18 protein-coding genes are annotated in these 18212 nt (G+C 54.6%); 4 read left to right on the forward strand and 14 right to left on the reverse strand.

What is annotated here, in order from left to right; all coding sequences use genetic code 11:
• Positions 1–181 precede the first annotated feature (181 nt).
• Positions 182–766, forward strand: coding sequence for a Maf family protein (locus tag ACLJPQ_RS00985; protein ID WP_001137605.1), 585 nt, complete (start codon positions 182–184; stop codon positions 764–766).
• A 70-nt stretch (positions 767–836) separates the two neighbouring features.
• Here ACLJPQ_RS00985 and ACLJPQ_RS00990 read toward each other — a convergent pair whose 3' ends face one another.
• The 3 genes from ACLJPQ_RS00990 to rluC all read right to left on the reverse strand — a co-directional run bounded on the left by ACLJPQ_RS00990 (position 837) and on the right by rluC (position 3123).
• Positions 837–1061, reverse strand: a complete 225-nt coding sequence (locus ACLJPQ_RS00990; RefSeq protein WP_000528431.1) for a hypothetical protein — start codon at positions 1059–1061, stop codon at positions 837–839.
• Between the two features lie 203 nt (positions 1062–1264).
• Positions 1265–2008, reverse strand: a complete 744-nt coding sequence (locus ACLJPQ_RS00995) for a DUF3053 domain-containing protein (protein ID WP_077908724.1) — start codon at positions 2006–2008, stop codon at positions 1265–1267.
• 155 nt (positions 2009–2163) lie between these two features.
• The gene (gene rluC / locus ACLJPQ_RS01000) at positions 2164–3123 is read right to left on the reverse strand and encodes a 23S rRNA pseudouridine(955/2504/2580) synthase RluC (RefSeq protein WP_000846319.1); all 960 of its coding nucleotides are present in this window, start codon (positions 3121–3123) and stop codon (positions 2164–2166) included.
• A gap of 573 nt (positions 3124–3696) precedes the next feature.
• Here rluC and rne point away from each other — a divergent pair.
• Positions 3697–6903, forward strand: coding sequence for a ribonuclease E (gene rne, locus ACLJPQ_RS01005; protein WP_052894948.1), 3207 nt, complete (start codon positions 3697–3699; stop codon positions 6901–6903).
• Between the two features lie 256 nt (positions 6904–7159).
• On the opposite strand, the gene flgL is transcribed toward rne, so the two are convergent.
• The 11 genes from flgL to flgB form a co-directional block, all read right to left on the reverse strand.
• Positions 7160–8113, reverse strand: a complete 954-nt coding sequence (gene flgL / locus ACLJPQ_RS01010) for a flagellar hook-associated protein FlgL (protein ID WP_001223032.1) — start codon at positions 8111–8113, stop codon at positions 7160–7162.
• A gap of 14 nt (positions 8114–8127) precedes the next feature.
• Positions 8128–9789: a flagellar hook-associated protein FlgK gene (gene flgK, locus ACLJPQ_RS01015; RefSeq protein ID WP_000096425.1), complete on the reverse strand. Its 1662-nt coding sequence runs from the start codon at positions 9787–9789 to the stop codon at positions 8128–8130.
• Between the two features lie 64 nt (positions 9790–9853).
• Positions 9854–10804, reverse strand: a complete 951-nt coding sequence (gene flgJ / locus ACLJPQ_RS01020; RefSeq protein ID WP_000578680.1) for a flagellar assembly peptidoglycan hydrolase FlgJ — start codon at positions 10802–10804, stop codon at positions 9854–9856.
• Positions 10804–11901 carry a flagellar basal body P-ring protein FlgI gene (locus ACLJPQ_RS01025; protein WP_001518955.1) on the reverse strand — a complete coding sequence of 366 codons (1098 nt, stop codon included), beginning with the start codon at positions 11899–11901 and terminating at the stop codon, positions 10804–10806. Before ACLJPQ_RS01025 ends, flgJ begins: the two co-directional genes overlap by 1 nt.
• 11 nt (positions 11902–11912) lie before the next feature.
• Entirely contained in the window at positions 11913–12611 is a 699-nt protein-coding gene (gene flgH, locus ACLJPQ_RS01030) for a flagellar basal body L-ring protein FlgH (protein ID WP_001174897.1), read from the reverse strand.
• 54 nt (positions 12612–12665) lie between these two features.
• Positions 12666–13448, reverse strand: coding sequence for a flagellar basal-body rod protein FlgG (flgG, locus tag ACLJPQ_RS01035; RefSeq protein ID WP_000625851.1), 783 nt, complete (start codon positions 13446–13448; stop codon positions 12666–12668).
• Between the two features lie 13 nt (positions 13449–13461).
• On the reverse strand, positions 13462–14217 hold the full coding sequence (locus ACLJPQ_RS01040; RefSeq protein ID WP_000349278.1) for a flagellar basal body rod protein FlgF: 756 nt from the start codon (positions 14215–14217) through the stop codon (positions 13462–13464).
• Between the two features lie 20 nt (positions 14218–14237).
• Positions 14238–15449, reverse strand: a complete 1212-nt coding sequence (gene flgE / locus ACLJPQ_RS01045; RefSeq protein ID WP_000010567.1) for a flagellar hook protein FlgE — start codon at positions 15447–15449, stop codon at positions 14238–14240.
• A 26-nt stretch (positions 15450–15475) separates the two neighbouring features.
• The gene (gene flgD, locus ACLJPQ_RS01050; RefSeq protein WP_000020450.1) at positions 15476–16174 is read right to left on the reverse strand and encodes a flagellar hook assembly protein FlgD; all 699 of its coding nucleotides are present in this window, start codon (positions 16172–16174) and stop codon (positions 15476–15478) included.
• Positions 16175–16185: 11 nt separating this feature from the next.
• Positions 16186–16590 (reverse strand): flagellar basal body rod protein FlgC, encoded by a 405-nt coding sequence (gene flgC, locus ACLJPQ_RS01055; RefSeq protein WP_001196448.1) that lies wholly within the window; start codon positions 16588–16590, stop codon positions 16186–16188.
• Positions 16591–16593: 3 nt separating this feature from the next.
• Positions 16594–17010: a flagellar basal body rod protein FlgB gene (gene flgB / locus ACLJPQ_RS01060; protein ID WP_000887043.1), complete on the reverse strand. Its 417-nt coding sequence runs from the start codon at positions 17008–17010 to the stop codon at positions 16594–16596.
• A 156-nt stretch (positions 17011–17166) separates the two neighbouring features.
• Here flgB and flgA point away from each other — a divergent pair, with 156 nt between their 5' ends.
• Positions 17167–17826 (forward strand): flagellar basal body P-ring formation chaperone FlgA, encoded by a 660-nt coding sequence (flgA, locus tag ACLJPQ_RS01065; RefSeq protein ID WP_001194086.1) that lies wholly within the window; start codon positions 17167–17169, stop codon positions 17824–17826.
• Positions 17827–17917: 91 nt separating this feature from the next.
• Positions 17918–18211 (forward strand): flagellar biosynthesis anti-sigma factor FlgM, encoded by a 294-nt coding sequence (flgM, locus tag ACLJPQ_RS01070; RefSeq protein WP_000020893.1) that lies wholly within the window; start codon positions 17918–17920, stop codon positions 18209–18211.
• Position 18212 lies beyond the last annotated feature (1 nt).

Below are 18212 nucleotides of genomic sequence, written 5' to 3' on the forward strand. Positions count from 1 at the left end.
CTTCGTAACGTCATATAGTCAAAGAAAAAGGCAGCCTGCGGTTGCCTTTTGCCAATAATTCGCACACATTGCGGGTTACAGACTTATTTTCGCTCAAGACGAGTCAGTATGACAGGCTTGAAGACCGAAGAGCATAGTTTAAGATGGCTCTCATCATTACGCTATATCTGAGGGAAAAAATATGCCCCGTCTCATCCTTGCGTCTACCTCTCCCTGGCGTCGCGCGCTGCTGGAAAAGCTGACGATTCCTTTCGAATGCGCCGCGCCGGATGTTGATGAAACCCCCATGCCGGGCGAAGCGCCGCGTCAGTTGGTGCTGCGGCTGGCGCAGGCGAAGGCGCAATCGCTCGCCGCGCGTTTCCCGAATCATTTGATTATTGGCTCCGACCAAATTTGTGTTCTGGACGGCGAAATCACCGGCAAACCGCTGACGGAAGAAAAAGCGCGTCAGCAATTAGCCAAAGCCAGCGGAAATATTGTGACGTTTTATACCGGACTGGCACTGTATAACTCCGCCTCCGGGCACTTACAAACCGAAGTGGAGCCTTTTGACGTTCATTTTCGCCATTTAAGCGAAGCGGAAATAGACGACTATGTCCGTAAAGAGCATCCGCTGCACTGCGCGGGAAGTTTTAAAAGCGAAGGTTTAGGCATTGCATTATTTGAGCGCCTGGAGGGCCGCGATCCGAACACGCTGATCGGCTTGCCGCTTATTGCCCTGTGCCAGATGCTGCGACGGGAGGGCTTCAACCCGCTACAGCAGTAAACGGATATTCTGTAGGCTTTTCAAATACCGCTAAAAGCCGTTTCTGCACGTGTTGGTAGTTATCTCCCGTTTATTGGGGAGCAGTTTCGACCGCTTCCAGTTCTAACCAACTGGAAAGCGCTTGTTGTGAACAATTTAGCGCCTGCCGATCTTCACTCTCTTCGTGCGGGCCCGTTTCCTGGTCAATCCATTCACCGATCAGAAAAAAAGCATTGGCATTACGAACCGATGTACGGTGCGTTTTATCCCATAGGGTTTCAACAGCGGTGTACGTGCGCGTTAATGAATTCCCCATCTCAGTTCAGTTTTGTAAAAACACATGTTCTCAATACTCGCCTGACGCGCTCTACGGCGTCAAAAGCGGCTTACGAACTTCTTCTCGCGAGCAACTCTCAGGACGTTTACTGTCCTGAAACCTTCCCCTTGCGACTCGTTAAATTTCATCTCGCGATGAGTTTACGCCCCCCCTAACATTGCTTCACCTCACGACACATTCCTTTAATTAACGCCGCCAGCATCAGCCGCATCTTGTTGACTATTTATAAATTCAACCATCTGCTGAGTAAGATGGTTTATATCATTCTGCGTAATGAAAAAATTAAATTGTTGATCCTGAAAGTGTTCTTTTGCTGCCAGGTCGGCAAAAACCGCTTTTCCATTCGTTTCAAAGCGGACTTTATTTCCCTGTTTTTGCAGAAACTCGCCCATTGCGACCAGTTGGTCGAGCCGCTTTCCGCGCAGAAAATAATAGCGAGTCATCGTCTCATCCAGCGGTGTTACGGTTTTATTCCACGCAGCGTCAAAGACAGGCTTCACATCAGAGGGGAGCTTTAAAGCAGAATATTTTTTTCTGTTTTCACTACTCACATTTTTCAACCGAAGGATAAATCGATTGTTTACGTCACGAGCCACACGTAGCTCGTTCAGGAAAACCAGATTATCACGCTCAGACTGGATAACACCGGTGATCTTATCCTCCTGGCCGGTCTCATACACCACAGCAAAGATTTGCCCGTAGGCAGCTAATAGTACATCGTAGTCATCGGCGTAATGACCAAAAGCCTGACGTTGGGCTGGCGTCAACTCACAGACGCCCACCACGGGAGACGTAATGACTTGCGTATTCAAATACTCAACGAAAGCCCGTCGTGAACTATCGCCCTTCCCTTCGCAACCGGCCAACATCGCGATAACGAACGGCACGATAACGTATTTTCCCCAACGCTGAGTAAATGAGCGCATCCAGCTAGTATTGGCCATCTGTTCGTCCTTAAACACGCCGAAATCCGGATCGCAAGAATAAACAGTACACAACGGTAAAAATGCGTCGGATACAGCAAAACAAAAATATTATGAGAAAAGTGAGATTCGGGCAGATAACCTGCCCGAGAGAGGAACTATTTTGCGTTACGCAGCACCTGCAGACAGCGCTTCAGGGCGTTATCCATTGGCGCTTCAATGCGCATGACTTCGCCCGTTCCCGGATGCGTGAACTTCAACGCCGCGGCGTGCAGAAAGAGACGTTTAAGACCGGTTCCCGCTTCGGTAAGCTGTTGATCAAACTCACGGTCGCCGTAGCGATCGTCAAACGCAATAGGGTGACCGGCATATTGGGTATGGACGCGAATCTGATGCGTACGGCCCGTGACCGGGCTACAGCGCACCAGCGTGGCGAAGGCATAGCGCTCTTCCACCTTGAAGCGCGTTTCTGACGGTTTACCTTCCTGGCTCACGCGGACAATGCGTTCGCCGCTTTGCAGAATGTTCTTTAATAATGGCGCCTGTACGGTTTTAACGTGCGATTGCCACTGGCCTCGCACCAGCGCCAGATAATCTTTCTGCATTCCCTTTTCGCGCAGTTGCTCATGCAGCGAACGCAGCGCGGAGCGTTTTTTCGCCACCAACAGCACGCCGGAGGTATCGCGGTCAAGACGATGCACCAGTTCCAGGAATCGCGCTTCCGGACGCAACGCCCGCAGCCCTTCGATGACGCCAAAACTTAACCCGCTCCCGCCGTGTACGGCGGTGCCGGAAGGCTTATTCAGCACCAGAATATGGTCGTCTTCATACAAAATGACGTCCGCCAACGCCGCCACTTTTTGCAAATGCGGCGACACGGCCTCTTCTTCGCGTTCAGCAACGCGAACCGGCGGAATGCGGACTTCATCACCCGCTTCCAGTTTGTATTCCGGTTTAATGCGTTTTTTGTTCACCCGCACCTCGCCTTTACGCAAGATGCGATAAATCATACTTTTTGGTACCCCTTTCAGTTGGGTGCGCAAAAAGTTATCAATGCGTTGCCCCGCTTCGTCAGCGGCGATAGCAACAATTTTTACGGATGGCGTTTCTGTTTTCATGGGGGGCGATTCTAAATAGCCTGTGAGATTCGCGCCACACATTTTTCTATGCTTATAGAGACGTCTACGCCAGCGGATGAACATTTTTCACTGCGGTTTTGCTGGTTATTAAAGCGATTGGCTCACGCTGGTGAAAAAACTGTGAGTAAGCGGGTGATAAATGGTAAAAGTCATCTTGCTATAACAAGGTTAGCAGTGGAATAATGATGCGGTTTCCGCACCGAAACTTGTTAAAACAAAAAGTTTAGCGGAATAACCCATTTTGTCTGACCGATCATCAACGCAGCAATGGCGTAAGACGTATTGATTTTTCAGACAGTTAGCGGGCTGCGGGTTGCAGTCCTTACCGGTAGATAGGATCTTCTCTGGAGAGTAATGCCCAGGCTGCTTCCCTGATAATTGCGCTGTGTTTCCGTATGAAATACAGGCAACCGACACTCTGCGCCTCTTTGAGCTGACGATAACCGTGAGGTTGGCGACGCGAAATAGTCACGAGGCCATCGGTTCATGCCCGGTAAGGCGTCACCATGCCCGCAGCTTAGTCGTCAACGTAAGAATAATGAGTAAGTTACGATGAAAAGAATGTTAATCAACGCGACTCAGCAGGAAGAGTTGCGCGTCGCCCTTGTAGATGGGCAGCGTCTGTACGATCTGGATATAGAAAGCCCCGGACACGAGCAGAAAAAAGCGAACATCTATAAAGGCAAAATTACCCGTATTGAACCGAGCCTGGAAGCGGCTTTTGTTGATTACGGTGCAGAACGCCACGGTTTCCTCCCGTTAAAAGAAATTGCCCGCGAATATTTCCCCGCTAACTACAGCGCTCATGGTCGCCCGAACATTAAAGACGTGTTACGCGAAGGCCAGGAAGTCATTGTTCAAATCGATAAAGAAGAGCGCGGCAACAAAGGCGCGGCGTTAACCACCTTTATCAGTCTGGCGGGCAGCTACCTGGTACTGATGCCGAATAACCCGCGCGCGGGTGGTATTTCCCGTCGCATTGAAGGCGACGATCGTACCGAGTTAAAAGAAGCGTTGGCCAGCCTGGAACTTCCTGAAGGAATGGGGCTTATCGTGCGTACCGCAGGCGTGGGTAAATCCGCCGAAGCGTTGCAGTGGGATTTAAGCTTCCGCCTGAAACACTGGGAAGCCATTCAGAAAGCCGCTGAAAGCCGTCCCGCGCCGTTCCTGATCCATCAGGAAAGCAACGTCATCGTACGCGCGTTTCGCGACTATCTGCGTCAGGATATCGGTGAAATCCTGATCGACAATCCAAAAGTGATGGAAATGGCGCGTCAGCATATCGCCGCGTTGGGCCGCCCGGATTTTAGCAGCAAAATTAAGCTGTACACCGGTGAAATCCCGTTGTTCAGCCATTACCAGATCGAATCGCAGATCGAGTCAGCGTTCCAGCGTGAAGTGCGCCTGCCCTCCGGCGGCTCCATCGTCATTGACAGTACCGAAGCGTTAACCGCCATCGATATCAACTCCGCCCGCGCGACTCGCGGCGGCGATATCGAAGAAACGGCGTTTAATACCAACCTGGAAGCGGCCGATGAGATTGCCCGCCAGTTGCGTCTGCGCGACCTGGGCGGCCTGATCGTTATCGACTTTATCGATATGACGCCGGTACGTCACCAGCGCGCGGTAGAAAACCGTCTGCGTGAAGCGGTGCGTCAGGACCGGGCGCGTATTCAGATTAGCCATATTTCCCGCTTCGGCCTGCTCGAAATGTCTCGTCAGCGCCTGAGCCCGTCGCTGGGCGAATCCAGCCATCACGTGTGTCCGCGCTGTAGCGGTACCGGCACCGTGCGCGATAACGAATCTCTGTCGCTGTCCATTCTGCGCCTGATTGAAGAAGAAGCGCTGAAAGAGAATACGCAGGAAGTCCATGCCATTGTTCCGGTGCCGATCGCCTCTTATCTGCTTAACGAAAAACGGACGGCAGTTAACGCTATTGAGACGCGTCAGGATGGCGTCCGCTGTGTCATCGTCCCGAACGATCAGATGGAAACGCCGCACTATTCCGTGCTGCGCGTACGCAAAGGGGAAGAAACGCCGACCCTGAGCTACATGCTGCCGAAGCTGCACGAAGAAGCGATGGCGCTGCCTTCTGAAGAAGAGTACGCCGAGCGTAAACGCCCGGAACAGCCTGCGCTGGCGACATTCGCTATGCCAGATGTGCCTCCGGCGCCGACGCCTGTCGAACCGGCGGTTAGCGTCGCCACGGCGAAAAAGGATAATGTTGCCGCCGCGCAGCCTGCCCAGCCGGGTCTGTTTAGCCGCTTCCTAAACGCGCTGAAACAACTGTTCAGCGGTGAAGAAACGAAAGCCGTCGAAACAGCCGCGCCGAAAGCGGAAGAAAAAGCGGAGCGTCAGCAGGATCGTCGCAAGCCACGGCAGAACAACCGTCGCGATCGTAACGAACGCCGCGACACCCGTGATAACCGTGCCGGACGTGACGGCGGCGAGAGCCGCGACGATAATCGTCGTAACCGTCGCCAGGCGCAGCAGCAAAATGCGGAAACGCGCGATACCCGCCAGCAGGAAACGGCGGAAAAAGTGAAAACCGGCGATGAGCAGCAACAGACGCCGCGTCGCGAACGCAGCCGCCGCCGCAATGATGACAAGCGCCAGGCGCAGCAGGAAGTAAAAGCGCTTAACCGCGAAGAACAACCTGTCCAGGAGACCGAGCAGGAAGAACGCGTTCAGCAGGTTCAGCCGCGCCGCAAGCAACGCCAGCTTAATCAGAAAGTCCGCTTTACCAACAGCGCAGTGGTTGAAACGGTTGACACGCCGGTCGTCGTCGACGAACCACGCCCGGTTGAAAACGTTGAACAGCCCGTTCCAGCGCCGCGTACCGAGTTGGCGAAAGTTGATTTACCTGTCGTCGCCGATATCGCGCCGGAGCAGGATGATAGCGTAGAACCTCGCGATAATACCGGTATGCCGCGTCGCTCCCGCCGTTCTCCGCGCCACCTGCGCGTAAGCGGTCAGCGTCGCCGTCGCTATCGTGACGAGCGCTACCCGACACAATCGCCGATGCCGCTAACCGTCGCCTGCGCGTCGCCGGAAATGGCGTCCGGTAAAGTCTGGATCCGCTACCCGATTGTCCGTCCTCAGGAAACGCAGGTTGTTGAAGAGCAGCGTGAAGCAGATCTGGCGCTGCCACAACCGGTTGTCGCTGAACCGCAGGTTATCGCTGCGACCGTAGCGTTAGAACCACAAGCGTCGGTACAGGCGGTAGAAAACGTTGCCGTTGAGCCGCAGACCGTCGCCGAACCACAGGCGCCGGAAGTCGTCGAGGTCGAGACAACGCATCCGGAAGTCATTGCCGCGCCGGTTGATGAACAGCCGCAACTGATTGCCGAAAGCGATACGCCGGTGGCGCAAGAGGTTATTGCTGACGCCGAACCGGTAGCAGAAACCGCCGACGCGTCCATTACGGTGGCTGAAAACGTGGCTGATGTTGTCGTTGTCGAGCCAGAAGAAGGGACAAAAGCGGAAGCGGCTGTTGTGGAGCACACGGCAGAAGAAACCGTTATCGCACCGGCCCAGGTGGTGGAAAAGCCGCAGGACGTTGTCTGCGTTGACGACGATCATAATCACGCCAGCGCGCCGATGACGCGTGCGCCAGCGCCGGAATATGTGCCGGAAACCCCGCACCATAGCGACTGGCAGCGCCCTTCCTTCCACTTTGAAGGTAAAGGCGCGGCAGGCGGACACAGCGCTACACGTCATGCCAGCGCCCCGGCGACACGCCCACAGCCGGTAGAATGATGTAAATGCTGATACAAAGCCGACCGCCAGGTCGGCTTTTTTATGCCCCTTACAGGGCGATGCCTCACCCCATAGCGTCTTTTAGTCACTCCAGGCGTTTATGAGATCGGGCGGGATAATACGTACGGATGGCGTCGCTACGGGCGCGACAATATGACCACTAACTCAATGACGACTAAAAAAATGCCCGCGCCGGGGTGGATGGCGCGGGCAGACAAAACATATCCAGTTTCGTGATATGTTTCAAAAAGAGGCGTTACCGGTTCAACTGGAAAAGCGACATTCCCTGCATGTCGGTAAACGTTTTATAGGACGCCTGTAATGCCGCCTGTTGCATGACGTAGGAGGAAATGACCGAGTTCCAGTCCACATCTACCAGGTTGCTCATCTGCAGTTTCTGTCCCAGCGCACGATCGCTTCCCAGTGAATCCAGCGTACTGAGTTCGCTCAGTTGCGTTCCCAGTTCCGCACGAACGGTCAGGACGTTATTAAGCGAATTTTTTAAGCCGCGATTGGTTTTATCAATGGCGGCAGCGGCCTTTTCTTTTTCCACGTCATTGCCTTCCACCGGGGTCTTGAGTGCGGCAATTGCCGTATCGAGCATGACAAACAGATTCTTTTCGGAGTCCGAGCCATCCGGTTCCGGCACCGCATTGCTGGTGATGCTATTAAAAATTTGCGCGCCCGTATGGCCAATTACCATCGTGCGTGCGGAATCCACCTGCTGGGTAACACTTTTCTCGCCGCCATGATAACCACCTGTCGCCTGGTCGAATGGCGCCGCTTCCGTTTTATACCCGGCAAAGATATAGCGACCATTGCCGTCAGTGCTGTTTGCCAGGTTCATCAGCTGATCGCGGATCCCCTGTAAATCCGTCGCCAGCGACGCGCGGTCATCGTCGCTTAACGTGCCGTTTCCGGCATAGACGATTTTTTCCTGCGCGGTTTGAATCGCCGTCGTCACCTGACTGAGTACGCTTTCTTCCAGCGACACTTTTTGGGTGGCAAACGTACGCGCCAGGGCATACTGGCTATTCTGCGCCTGCGCCTGAGAGAGTACTACCGCCTGCGACGCGGCGATCGGATCGTCAGATGGGTTGGTAACGCGCTTACCGGTAGACATCTGCTCGCCCAGCTTCATCCATTCGGCCTGAGAATTAGTGATGCCGCTCATATTTTGTTCGTACATCATCTGGGTACTGATACGCATGTCATCCTTCTCCTTTAGCGAATATTCAGTAACGCATCAAACAGCGCATTCGCGGTCTGCAATACTTGCGCATTCGCCAGATAATACTGCTGATAACGCTGCAAATTGCCGTACTCTTCGTCGAGGTTAACGCCGGAAACCGACTGTTGCTGTTTATAAAGCTGTTTAACCACATTCGCCTGCGTGGTGCTGCTGGTTTTCAGCGTTGACGTTTTGTTACCCACATCGCTGACCAACGTGGCGTAAGCATCGTTAAAAGTTTTGTTGCCGCCCACTACATTACTGTTTTGTAAGTCCAGCAATGCCTGACCATTGCGGTTATCGCTGTCGCCGGTATCCACGTCAGGATCGAGTTTTGACTCAGACGCCATCGCAATCTCGGCTTCATTCGTCACTTTAACGTTCATGTCGACGATAGCATTGCTGACCGGCTTGAGAAGAAAACTGTCGTTTTTCTGTGCGCCGGTCCCTACCGTCACTTTCAGACCGTCAATCTCCAGTTTTCCGTCAGCATCTTTTGTCGCCGTGAAGGTGGTGTTATCCGCAGTGCGAGTAACCTGCCAGTCTGTACCGTCAAAAACAATCTTATAATCCGTCGCCTGAACCTTCGTGCTGTCGACCACCTTAGCGGTTAGCGATACCGTTTTATCGGCATTATTACTGTTGCTATATACCACCGGCGAGCCAATGCTAAAGAAGTCTTTCCCTTTATTGCCGTCGGCGTCATAACCTTTGGTATGCTGCGCGTTAAACGCATCGGCAAACGCCAACGCCAACTGGCCCAGCGTATTACGAGTCTGATCCAGATCCTGAGAACGGAACGTCAGTAATCCACCGAGCGAACCGGTGTTCAGCAACTTTTCCGGAATTTCGATGTTACCGGCGGCCTCATCGACATAAGCGACAGTCGTTCGCGTCGGGTCGGCGCTGGAGGGAACCGCCGCCAACTGACGCGCCGTCGACCCCTGCACCAGCGTATAGCCATTGGCCATCGTCAGGTTATAGGTGCCGCCGTCCTGTACACTCACCTCGACGCCAACGATCTTGTTAAGCTCGCTGACCAACTGATCACGCTGATCGAGCAGGTCGTTCGGCGATGCGCCCGCGCCTACGCCCGTCATACGGGAGATTTGATCGTTCAGGTTAGCTATCTGCTTCGCGTAATTGTTGATTTGCGCCACGCTGGAGCCAATCGCGATATTGACCTGTTTATCCTGATCGCGCAGATACTGATCGGTGGTTTTGAACTGGTTTACCAGCCCTTCCGCTTTACCAATCAGCGCCTGACGCGCCGCAGGATCTTCCGCATTACTGACTAACGTTTGCAGGCTGGTAAAAAAACTCTGCAACGAACCAGACAGTGAGCTGGATTTATCGGCCAGCAGGTTGTCGATTTTCGACATTTGTTCATAGCGCGTGGTTAAGCCGCTGCTCTGGTTTTGCGCGCCGCGTAGCTGATTAGTGATAAACGCATCATATTCGCGCTGTACGCCTGAAACGTAAACGCCATTACCTATCCAGCCGCCAGCCCCTAACGTACTGTTTGCCTGCGCCAGAATAGTTGTCTGCCGGGTATAACCCGCAACGTTATAATTGTTGATGTTATTACTGACCGTATTTAACGCGGCCTGCGCGGCGTTAAGTCCGCTCATGGCGTGATTAATCAAGCTGGACATGATGGTTCCTTTTAATCCTTCAATACTCGTTGTTATCGGCAGCGACTACGTGGACTTGAGCAATTTAAAAGAGATTGTCGAGATTCGCGCTGTAGGTTTTGCTGACCTTTTCACTCATCGCTTTCAACTGCTGAATCATGCTGGTCAATTTACGCGCGTAATTCGGGTCAGTGGCGTATCCGGCGTTTTGCAGGGCCACTGCGCCTTGCTCTGCCGTGGCGGCAGTGGTCACGGCAGCGTAGCGTGGGTTACGCGTTAACAGCGCGACATAATCCGATAACGCCTCCAGATACGAGTTATAGACGCGGAATTTTGCTTTCACTTTTTTCGCTTCGCCATTTTCGTATTCAGTGGTGGTGATTTCCGTCACCGGCCCTTTCCAACTGGCGGTCGCTTTCACGCCAAATACGTTATAGCTGGGTTCGCCATTCTCCCGCAGGATTTGCCGTTGCCCCCAGCCGGACTCCAGCGCCGCCTGCGCCAGAATCAGATGATGCGGCACCCCGCTTTGTTCGCTGGCCAGCCTCGCCGGGAGCGAAAGCCGGGCCAGAAAGTCTTTACTGTCGCCGGAGAGCGGCGCATCGCTGCTGTCCGGCGTTTTCGGTATGGCTTTGCGCACCAGTTGGGTCAGCGCCTGATTTTGATAGCTGTTTACCGTCTCCAGGGAGAATTTAAGCGGTACTTGCGGCGCATCATCTGCAGGCATCGTCTGCCCGCCCGTCATCTGTTTAACCATCATATCCGCCAGCCCCAATCCCTTACCGGCGGTCATCTGCTGGGCGATCTGTTGGTCATACATGCTGGTATACAGACGCGTCTGATCGCTGCTGAATAAACCATCTTTGGGTAAAGCCTCGCGCATACTTTTCAGCATCATCTGCACAAACATCCCTTCCACCTGACGGGCCACAGGACGGATATTCGCCGCCGGGTCCTGGCCCGCTTTCGCTTTCAGTTCGTTCAGAGATTGCGCATCCCAGGCCGCGCTGGCCAGCAATTTACCGTCTCCGATCATCAGATGATTTCCAGTTTGGCGCGTAGACAGCCCGCGCTCTGCATGGACTGCAAAATCGACATCAGGTCCATCGGCGTCGCGCCAAGCGCATTCAGCGCACGCACTACGCTGTTCAGATTGGCGCTGGAACGCACGCTCTGTAGCGATCCGCCGCTCTGACGCAAATCTATTTGAGTCTGTGGCGTCACCACGGTCTGCCCGCCGCCAAATGGCGTATTCGGCTGGTTGACGTTGAGCTGGCGATTGACTGTCACTGACAAATTGCCCTGCGCCACAGCGCAGCTATCCAGCGTGACTTCCCGATTCATGACCACCGAACCGGTACGCGAGTTGATCACGACTTTTGCATCCTGCGGCGTCACGTTGACTTCCATATTTTGAATGTCCGCCAGAAAACGCACCTGCGAGCTGTTGCCGCTGGGCACGCGTACCTGTACCGTTCGCGCATCAAGCGCAGTGGCGCTGCCGTAACCGCGGGCGCGGTTGATGGCGTCGGTAATTTGCTGCGCCATCGTAAAATCTTCGTCGTTCAATTGCAGATTAATGGTGTTGCCAGCGCCGAACTGAGTCGGCAACTCGCGTTCGATAATCGCGCCATTAGTGATGCGCCCGCCATTAAGCTGGTTAACCTGCACGCTACTGCCGCCTGCGGAAGCGCCCGCGCCGCCGACCAGAATATTGCCCTGCGCCAGAGCATACACCTGGCTGTCCACCCCTTTTAACGGCGTCATTAATAACGTCCCGCCACGCAGACTTTTAGCGTTCCCCATTGAGGAAACGACGACATCGATCGTTTGTCCCTGTCGCGCAAAAGGCGGATACGACGCCGTCACCATCACCGCCGCCACGTTTTTCAACTGCATGTTGGTGCCGGTGGGGACCGTAATCCCCAGTTGTGACAGCATGTTATTCAGCGTCTGGGTGGTAAATGGCGTCTGGGTCGTCTGGTCGCCCGTACCGTCCAGCCCGACCACCAGCCCGTAGCCGATCAGCGAGTTTTCCCGTACTCCCTGGACACTGGTCAGATCCCGGATACGCTCGGCATGCGCCAGAGTGGCAACCAGTGCCAGAACGATTCCTGCAAGAGCTTTAAACACATACACCTCGCTTACATCGGCGACAAATTAAGGAAGAAACGTTGCAGCCAGCCCATATTTTGCGCTTCGTTAATATAGCCGTTCCCGACATATTCAATCCGCGCATCCGCCACCTGTGTCGAGGGAACGGAGTTGCTGCCGCTGATGGTGCGTGGATTTACCACGCCGGAGAAGCGGATGAATTCCGTTCCCTGATTAATCGCGATCTGTTTTTCCCCCACGACGTGTAAATTGCCATTGGCCAGAACCTGATCGACGGTCACGGTCAGCGTGCCGCTAAAGGTATTGCTGGCATTCGCGCCGCCTTTACCATTAAAAGAGTTGCCGCCGGAGGCCTCCATATCCGCGCGGGAATTACCGAATAATCCCTGCAGATAACGCGGTACCGTATCAAAACCAAAGCTGGTTTTGCCGTCGCGACTGGCATTTGCCGACGAGCTTTTACTGGCGCTGACGTTTTCCTGTAACACAATCGTGAGCGTATCGCCGATATTACGCGGTCGACGATCTTCAAAAAGCGGCTGATAGCCATAATTAATCGGCTGCGCAGACTGAAATATGGAGCCATTCGCCACCGGTACCGGGCCAGGTATCGGCTGCGCCGTGGTCGCCCCCTGCACGAGCGGTTTAGCGGGTATCCAGGCGCATCCTGTCAGCGTCGCGACCATCAGGGCCATAACTGGGTAAGCGTGAAGCGCGTATTTTTGCATTACCTTCATCTTCAAAATCAGGGAGCCGGTGGCGTATCCCCCACCGGCGGCCCCTTAGAGTTGCGTCAGTTTCTGCAGCATCTGATCGGTCGTCGATACTGCTTTACTGTTAATTTCATAGGCGCGTTGAACCTGAATCATGTTCACCAGCTCTTCCGCCACGTTAACGTTCGACGTTTCGACATACCCTTGATACAACAACCCCGCGCCGTTGAGCCCCGGCGTGCTTTCGTTCGGCGCGCCGGACGATTGCGTTTCGATATAGAGGTTCTCGCCGATGCTTTCCAGACCGGTGTCGTTCATAAAGGTGGTCAGGTTAAGCTGCCCGACCTGAACCGGCGCGGCCTGCCCCTGCTGGGTAACGCTGACCACGCCGTCGCGGCCAATCGTGATGCTTAACGCGTTGGCCGGAATGGTGATTGCCGGCTGCACCTGAAAACCGCCCGCCGTCACCAGTTGACCATTCTGATCCACCTGGAAAGAGCCGTCGCGGGTATAGGCAGACGTACCGTCCGGCAGCATGACCTGGAAAAAGCCCTGCCCTTTAATCGCCACATCTTTACTGTTGTTGGTCTGCGACAGGTTCCCCTGACTGTGCAGACGCTCCGTGGCGACCGGACGCACGCCGGTACCGATTTGTAGCCCGGAAGGCAGCGTCGTCTGCTCGGACGACTGCGCGCCCGGCTGGCGGATGGTCTGATACAACAGATCTTCAAATACCGCGCGCTGACGCTTAAAACCATTGGTGCTGACGTTTGCCAGGTTATTGGCAATCACATCCATATTGGTTTGCTGCGCGTCCAGACCGGTTTTGGCGATCCATAATGAACTGATCATAAAATGTCCTGTATTAACTCATCGACAGCAGTTGGTTAGCTCGCCCTTCGTTCTCATCTACGCTGGTGATAACCTTCATCTGCATTTCAAAACGACGTGCGTTGGCGATCATGTCGGTCATCGCTTCAACCGGCTTGACGTTACTGCCCTCCAGCACGCCCGACATAATGCGAATTGACGGGTCGGCGGCCAGTACCGCCCCGCGTTCAGCCTGTGCCTCGGCGGTAAGGCGGAATAAACCGTCATCGCTCCGCTGCACCTCATTGCCTTCCGCTTTGACCAGCTTCAGTCGCCCAACGGGCGCCACCGTGTTTGGCGGGTCGCCGGGATTGAGCGCGGAGATCGTGCCGTCTGCCGCAATGGTGATTTCCGACCCTTCAGGAACGGTAATCGGGCCGCCTTCGCCGATAACCGGATGTCCCTGAATGGTTAACTGCCCGGTCGGGCCCACTTGGATATTCCCGTTACGGGTATATCCTTCAGCGCCATCCGCCGCTTGCACCACCAGCCAGCCGTCCTGCTGTAACGCGACATCCAGCGGACGGGAGGTGTAGTCCAACTGACCCGGGGTCATATCCGCCCCGGGCGTCGACGCCGTAACCAGCGTGCGCGTTGCTAAAGAGAGGCCATCAACAGGCACCGCGCGTAACGCGTTAAGCTGCGCGCGAAAGCCCGGCGTCGAGGCATTAGCCAGGTTGCTGGCCGTTACCGCCTGCTGGTTAAGCGTCTGGCTGGCCGCCCCCATGGCGGTATAAATTGCGTGATCCATTAAGCTATCCCGTCAGGCGCTTAGCGCAGGTTAACCAGCGTATTGAGGATCTGGTCCTGGGTTTTGATGGTCTGCGCATTCGACTGGTAGTTACGCTGCGCGACGATCATATTCACCAGCTCTTTACTCAAATCCACGTTAGAGGCTTCCAGCGCGCCGTTCGTCAGCTTACCGAAGTTGCCGGAACCGGCAGTCCCCAGCAGCGCTACCCCGGAAGCCTGCGTCGCCGCCCAGACGTTATCGCCCTGGGATGCCAGACCTTCGTTATTGGCGAAGTTAGCCAGCACAATCTGCCCCAGCACCTGCTCCTGCTCGTTGGAGTAGTTGCCAACCACGGTGCCATCATTGTTAATCTGGTAGCTCACCAGGTCGCCAGGCTTATAGCCGTTTTGATTGGTGGCGACGATGTTATTAGCCCCGGTGTTCTGCTGCATGGAGTTAAGGAAGCTGAGGGAGAAGGTGGCCGCTGTCGCGCCATTAATCGTACCGGTGGTGATGTTCACCGTACCGCCAGACTCCAGAATCCCGTTTTCATTGAATTTCAGCGTAGTGGACGCCGTTGTTGGCGCAGTGGCTGCAGGATCGCTGCTGTCATGGGTGTACACAGCCCATTCATTATCTTTGGTTTTCACAAAATAGACGTTCATGTCATGGGCATTACCCTGGCTGTCATAAACGGTGACGGTGCCTTTTTTGTTATACGAATCCGCATCACTCACGCTAAAGGGCGTTTTAGACGGTACAGGGTCCGTTGAGTTCAGGTTGATCTGCATTGACGCGGTGGTGGTCGATTTCGCCGCCATCAGCGTGTTCGGAATGGTGATCGGCGCAGGATTCGCCCCCTGCTGAATGGTCGGCGGCGTACCGGTGGCCGGATAGCCGGTCAACTGCATCCCCTGCATATTGACCAGGTTACGGTTCTCGTCCAGTTTGAACTGGCCGTTGCGGCTATAGAACACGGAACCGTTGCTGTCTACCAGGCGGAAAAAACCGTTCTGGCTAATCGCGACATCCAGCCCGCGCCCGGTGTTCGTTGTCGTACCGTCGGTAAAATCCTGGGTAATCCCCGCCACTTTTACGCCCAGCCCCACTTTGGAACCGGCGAACATATCGGCAAATGATGCCGTACCGGACTTAAAGCCATAGGTGGCGGAGTTGGCGATGTTATTACCGATAACATCAAGGTTGGTGGCCGCAGCGTTCAGGCCGCTAACCGCTTGAGAAAAAGACATGACTGACTCCTGATAAGTGTAAGGGCTTAGATTATTTGCCGAACTTCGTCGAGTGTGGTGGTGCCGTAGGTACCCAGATCCAACAGGTTGCCGTTACTGCCCTTCGTCACGCCCTGTACCAGAGCGAATTGCAGCGGCTGCGCCACCAGTTGCGTCCCGCCATTGCTGGCGGTAATCGCAATGTTGTAAGAACCATTCGGTACCGTTGTTCCGTCCGTTTGCTTACCATCCCAGGTAAAGGTGTGTACCCCGGCTCGCAACTCACCGATCTCCAGCGTCCGTACCACCCGGCCATCTTTATCGGTAATGGTTGCCGTCACTTTGTCCGCAGGCTGTTGCAATTCCACGCCAAACGGCGTCGTGGACGTCACGGCCCCTTCTTCCGCGCCTTTACCCGCCAGAATTGTGGTGCCAGGCACCATAACGCCATGTCCAATCAGCGTGGTCGCCTGTAGGGACTGACTATTATCGATTTGCCCGGAAATAGCCCCCAGCGTCGTATTCAGTTTTTCAATGCCGCTCACGGTACTGATTTGCGCCAACTGTGTCGTTAACTCATTATTTTGTAATGGGTTAGTCGGGTCTTGGTTCTTCAATTGCGCGACCAGTAAGGTCAGGAAACTGCTTTGCAGATCGGCAGCGTTGCTTCCGGTCATCGACCCGCTGCCGGTCGTCGTTTTGACGCCCGTGTTGGTCGGGTCATTCATATTTACGGCAATAGACATACGCGCCTCCTTTACTGGCCTAATGTCAGCGTTTTAAGCATCATGCTTTTTACGGTATTCAGGACTTCGATATTTGCCTGATAGCTGCGCGAGGCTGACATCGTGTTGACCATTTCGCCGACCACATCGACGTTGGGCATTTTGACGTAACCATTAGCGTCCGCCAGCGGATTGCCTGGCTCATAAACCAGCTTTTCCGGTGCCTGACTTTCAATCACGCTGGCGACCTTTACCCCGCCAGTGGCTTGACCCGGCGCGGCGTCCACCTGAAAAACCACCTGTTTGGCGCGATAAGGCTGTCCGTCCGGGCCGGTGACGCTATCCGCATTCGCCAGGTTACTGGCCGCAACGTTCAACCGCTTGGACTGCGCGGCAAGCGCCGATCCGGCAATATCAAAAATGTTTAACAGCGCCACGAATTAGTTTCCTCCCTGTAGCACATTCATCATGCCTTTGAGTTGGCTACCCAGAACGGTAAGCCCCATCTGATATTTGAGACTGTTATCCGCAAACTGCGTACGTTCCCTGTCCATATCTACGGTGTTACCATCCAAAGAAGGCTGATCGGGTACGCGGTAAAGCAGATCCACTGCGGGAGAAGAGACCGCCTGGGCGGGAATATGGTGAGAGGAAGTCAACGTTAACGCGACGCCGCCGGTTTCTTCCCGTCCACGCACCATCACCTTTTTTAACTCACTGGCAAAATCAATATCGCGCGCCTGATACCCCGGCGTATCGGCATTGGCGATATTCGCCGCTAATATTTCCTGACGTTGCGCGCGCAGATTTAGCGCTTCCTGCTGAAATCGTAAGGCGGCATCGAGCCTGTCGAGCATATCTCCTCCGCAAATGGCAAAATTCAGCCGACAGCTTAAATGCCTTCACGCGCGCGTTATCGCCGGAATAAACGCAAAATGCGTCGCTATTTATTGCGTTGATGCCTGCTTCACACGGGTAGAATCCTGTCATGACATCAACCAGGGGGAAGTACCATGCAAACGTTAAAACGAGGATTCGCCGTGGCGGCTTTGCTGTTCAGCCCCCTGACAATGGCGCAGGACATCAACGCCCAGCTGACCACGTGGTTTTCCCAGCGTCTGGCTGGCTTCAGCGACGAGGTGGTTGTCACGCTCCGTTCATCGCCCAATCTGCTACCGAGCTGCGAACAGCCAGCCTTCAGCATGACGGGCAGCGCGAAGCTGTGGGGCAACGTCAATGTGGTGGCGCGCTGCGCCAATGAAAAACGTTATTTGCAGGTGAATGTGCAAGCGACCGGCAATTATGTCGCCGTTGCCGCGCCCGTCGCGCGCGGCGGAAAATTGACGCCGGCCAACGTCACGCTAAAACGTGGCAGGCTGGATCAGTTACCGCCGCGGACGGTACTGGATATCCGTCAGATTCAGGATGCCGTCAGTTTGCGCGATCTCGCACCCGGGCAGCCGGTACAGCTTACGATGATACGTCAGGCCTGGCGCGTCAAAGCGGGGCAACGAGTACAGGTCATCGCCAATGGCGAGGGGTTCAGCGTCAATGCGGAAGGTCAGGCGATGAATAATGCCGCCGTCGCGCAAAATGCGCGCGTGCGCATGACATCGGGTCAAATCGTGAGTGGAACCGTCGATTCTGATGGGAATATTCTTATTAACCTATAATTGTGTAAAGATTTTGTCGCGGCTGCCGATGAGATATTCAACCATGATGGTAGCTGGCCGCTACAACGTAACCCTCGATGAGGATAAATAAATGAGCATTGACCGTACCTCACCTTTGAAACCCGTTAGCACTGTCCAGACGCGCGAAACCAGCGACACGCCGGTACAAAAAACGCGTCAGGAAAAAACGTCCGCCGCGACGAGCGCCAGCGTAACGTTAAGCGACGCGCAAGCGAAGCTCATGCAGCCAGGCGTCAGCGACATTAATATGGAACGCGTCGAAGCATTAAAAACGGCTATCCGTAACGGTGAGTTAAAAATGGATACGGGAAAAATAGCAGACTCGCTCATTCGCGAGGCGCAGAGCTACTTACAGAGTAAATAAG

This window comes from Salmonella sp. SAL04213, from assembly GCF_046550535.1.
GTDB classification, from domain to species: Bacteria; Pseudomonadota; Gammaproteobacteria; order Enterobacterales; family Enterobacteriaceae; genus Salmonella; species Salmonella enterica.

Excerpts from the sequence above, each read along its gene's own strand:
- ACLJPQ_RS00985 (WP_001137605.1), top strand. The coding sequence starts at position 182 with ATGCCCCGTCTCATCCTTGCGTCTACCTCTCCCTGGCGTCGCGCGCTG.
- ACLJPQ_RS00990 (WP_000528431.1), bottom strand. The coding sequence starts at position 1,061 with ATGGGGAATTCATTAACGCGCACGTACACCGCTGTTGAAACCCTATGG.
- ACLJPQ_RS00995 (WP_077908724.1), bottom strand. The coding sequence starts at position 2,008 with ATGCGCTCATTTACTCAGCGTTGGGGAAAATACGTTATCGTGCCGTTC.
- rluC (WP_000846319.1), bottom strand. The coding sequence starts at position 3,123 with ATGAAAACAGAAACGCCATCCGTAAAAATTGTTGCTATCGCCGCTGAC.
- rne (WP_052894948.1), top strand. The coding sequence starts at position 3,697 with ATGAAAAGAATGTTAATCAACGCGACTCAGCAGGAAGAGTTGCGCGTC.
- flgL (WP_001223032.1), bottom strand. The coding sequence starts at position 8,113 with ATGCGTATCAGTACCCAGATGATGTACGAACAAAATATGAGCGGCATC.
- flgK (WP_000096425.1), bottom strand. The coding sequence starts at position 9,789 with ATGTCCAGCTTGATTAATCACGCCATGAGCGGACTTAACGCCGCGCAG.
- flgJ (WP_000578680.1), bottom strand. The coding sequence starts at position 10,804 with ATGATCGGAGACGGTAAATTGCTGGCCAGCGCGGCCTGGGATGCGCAA.
- flgH (WP_001174897.1), bottom strand. The coding sequence starts at position 12,611 with ATGCAAAAATACGCGCTTCACGCTTACCCAGTTATGGCCCTGATGGTC.
- flgG (WP_000625851.1), bottom strand. The coding sequence starts at position 13,448 with ATGATCAGTTCATTATGGATCGCCAAAACCGGTCTGGACGCGCAGCAA.
- ACLJPQ_RS01040 (WP_000349278.1), bottom strand. The coding sequence starts at position 14,217 with ATGGATCACGCAATTTATACCGCCATGGGGGCGGCCAGCCAGACGCTT.
- flgE (WP_000010567.1), bottom strand. The coding sequence starts at position 15,449 with ATGTCTTTTTCTCAAGCGGTTAGCGGCCTGAACGCTGCGGCCACCAAC.
- flgD (WP_000020450.1), bottom strand. The coding sequence starts at position 16,174 with ATGTCTATTGCCGTAAATATGAATGACCCGACCAACACGGGCGTCAAA.
- flgB (WP_000887043.1), bottom strand. The coding sequence starts at position 17,010 with ATGCTCGACAGGCTCGATGCCGCCTTACGATTTCAGCAGGAAGCGCTA.
- flgA (WP_001194086.1), top strand. The coding sequence starts at position 17,167 with ATGCAAACGTTAAAACGAGGATTCGCCGTGGCGGCTTTGCTGTTCAGC.
- flgM (WP_000020893.1), top strand. The coding sequence starts at position 17,918 with ATGAGCATTGACCGTACCTCACCTTTGAAACCCGTTAGCACTGTCCAG.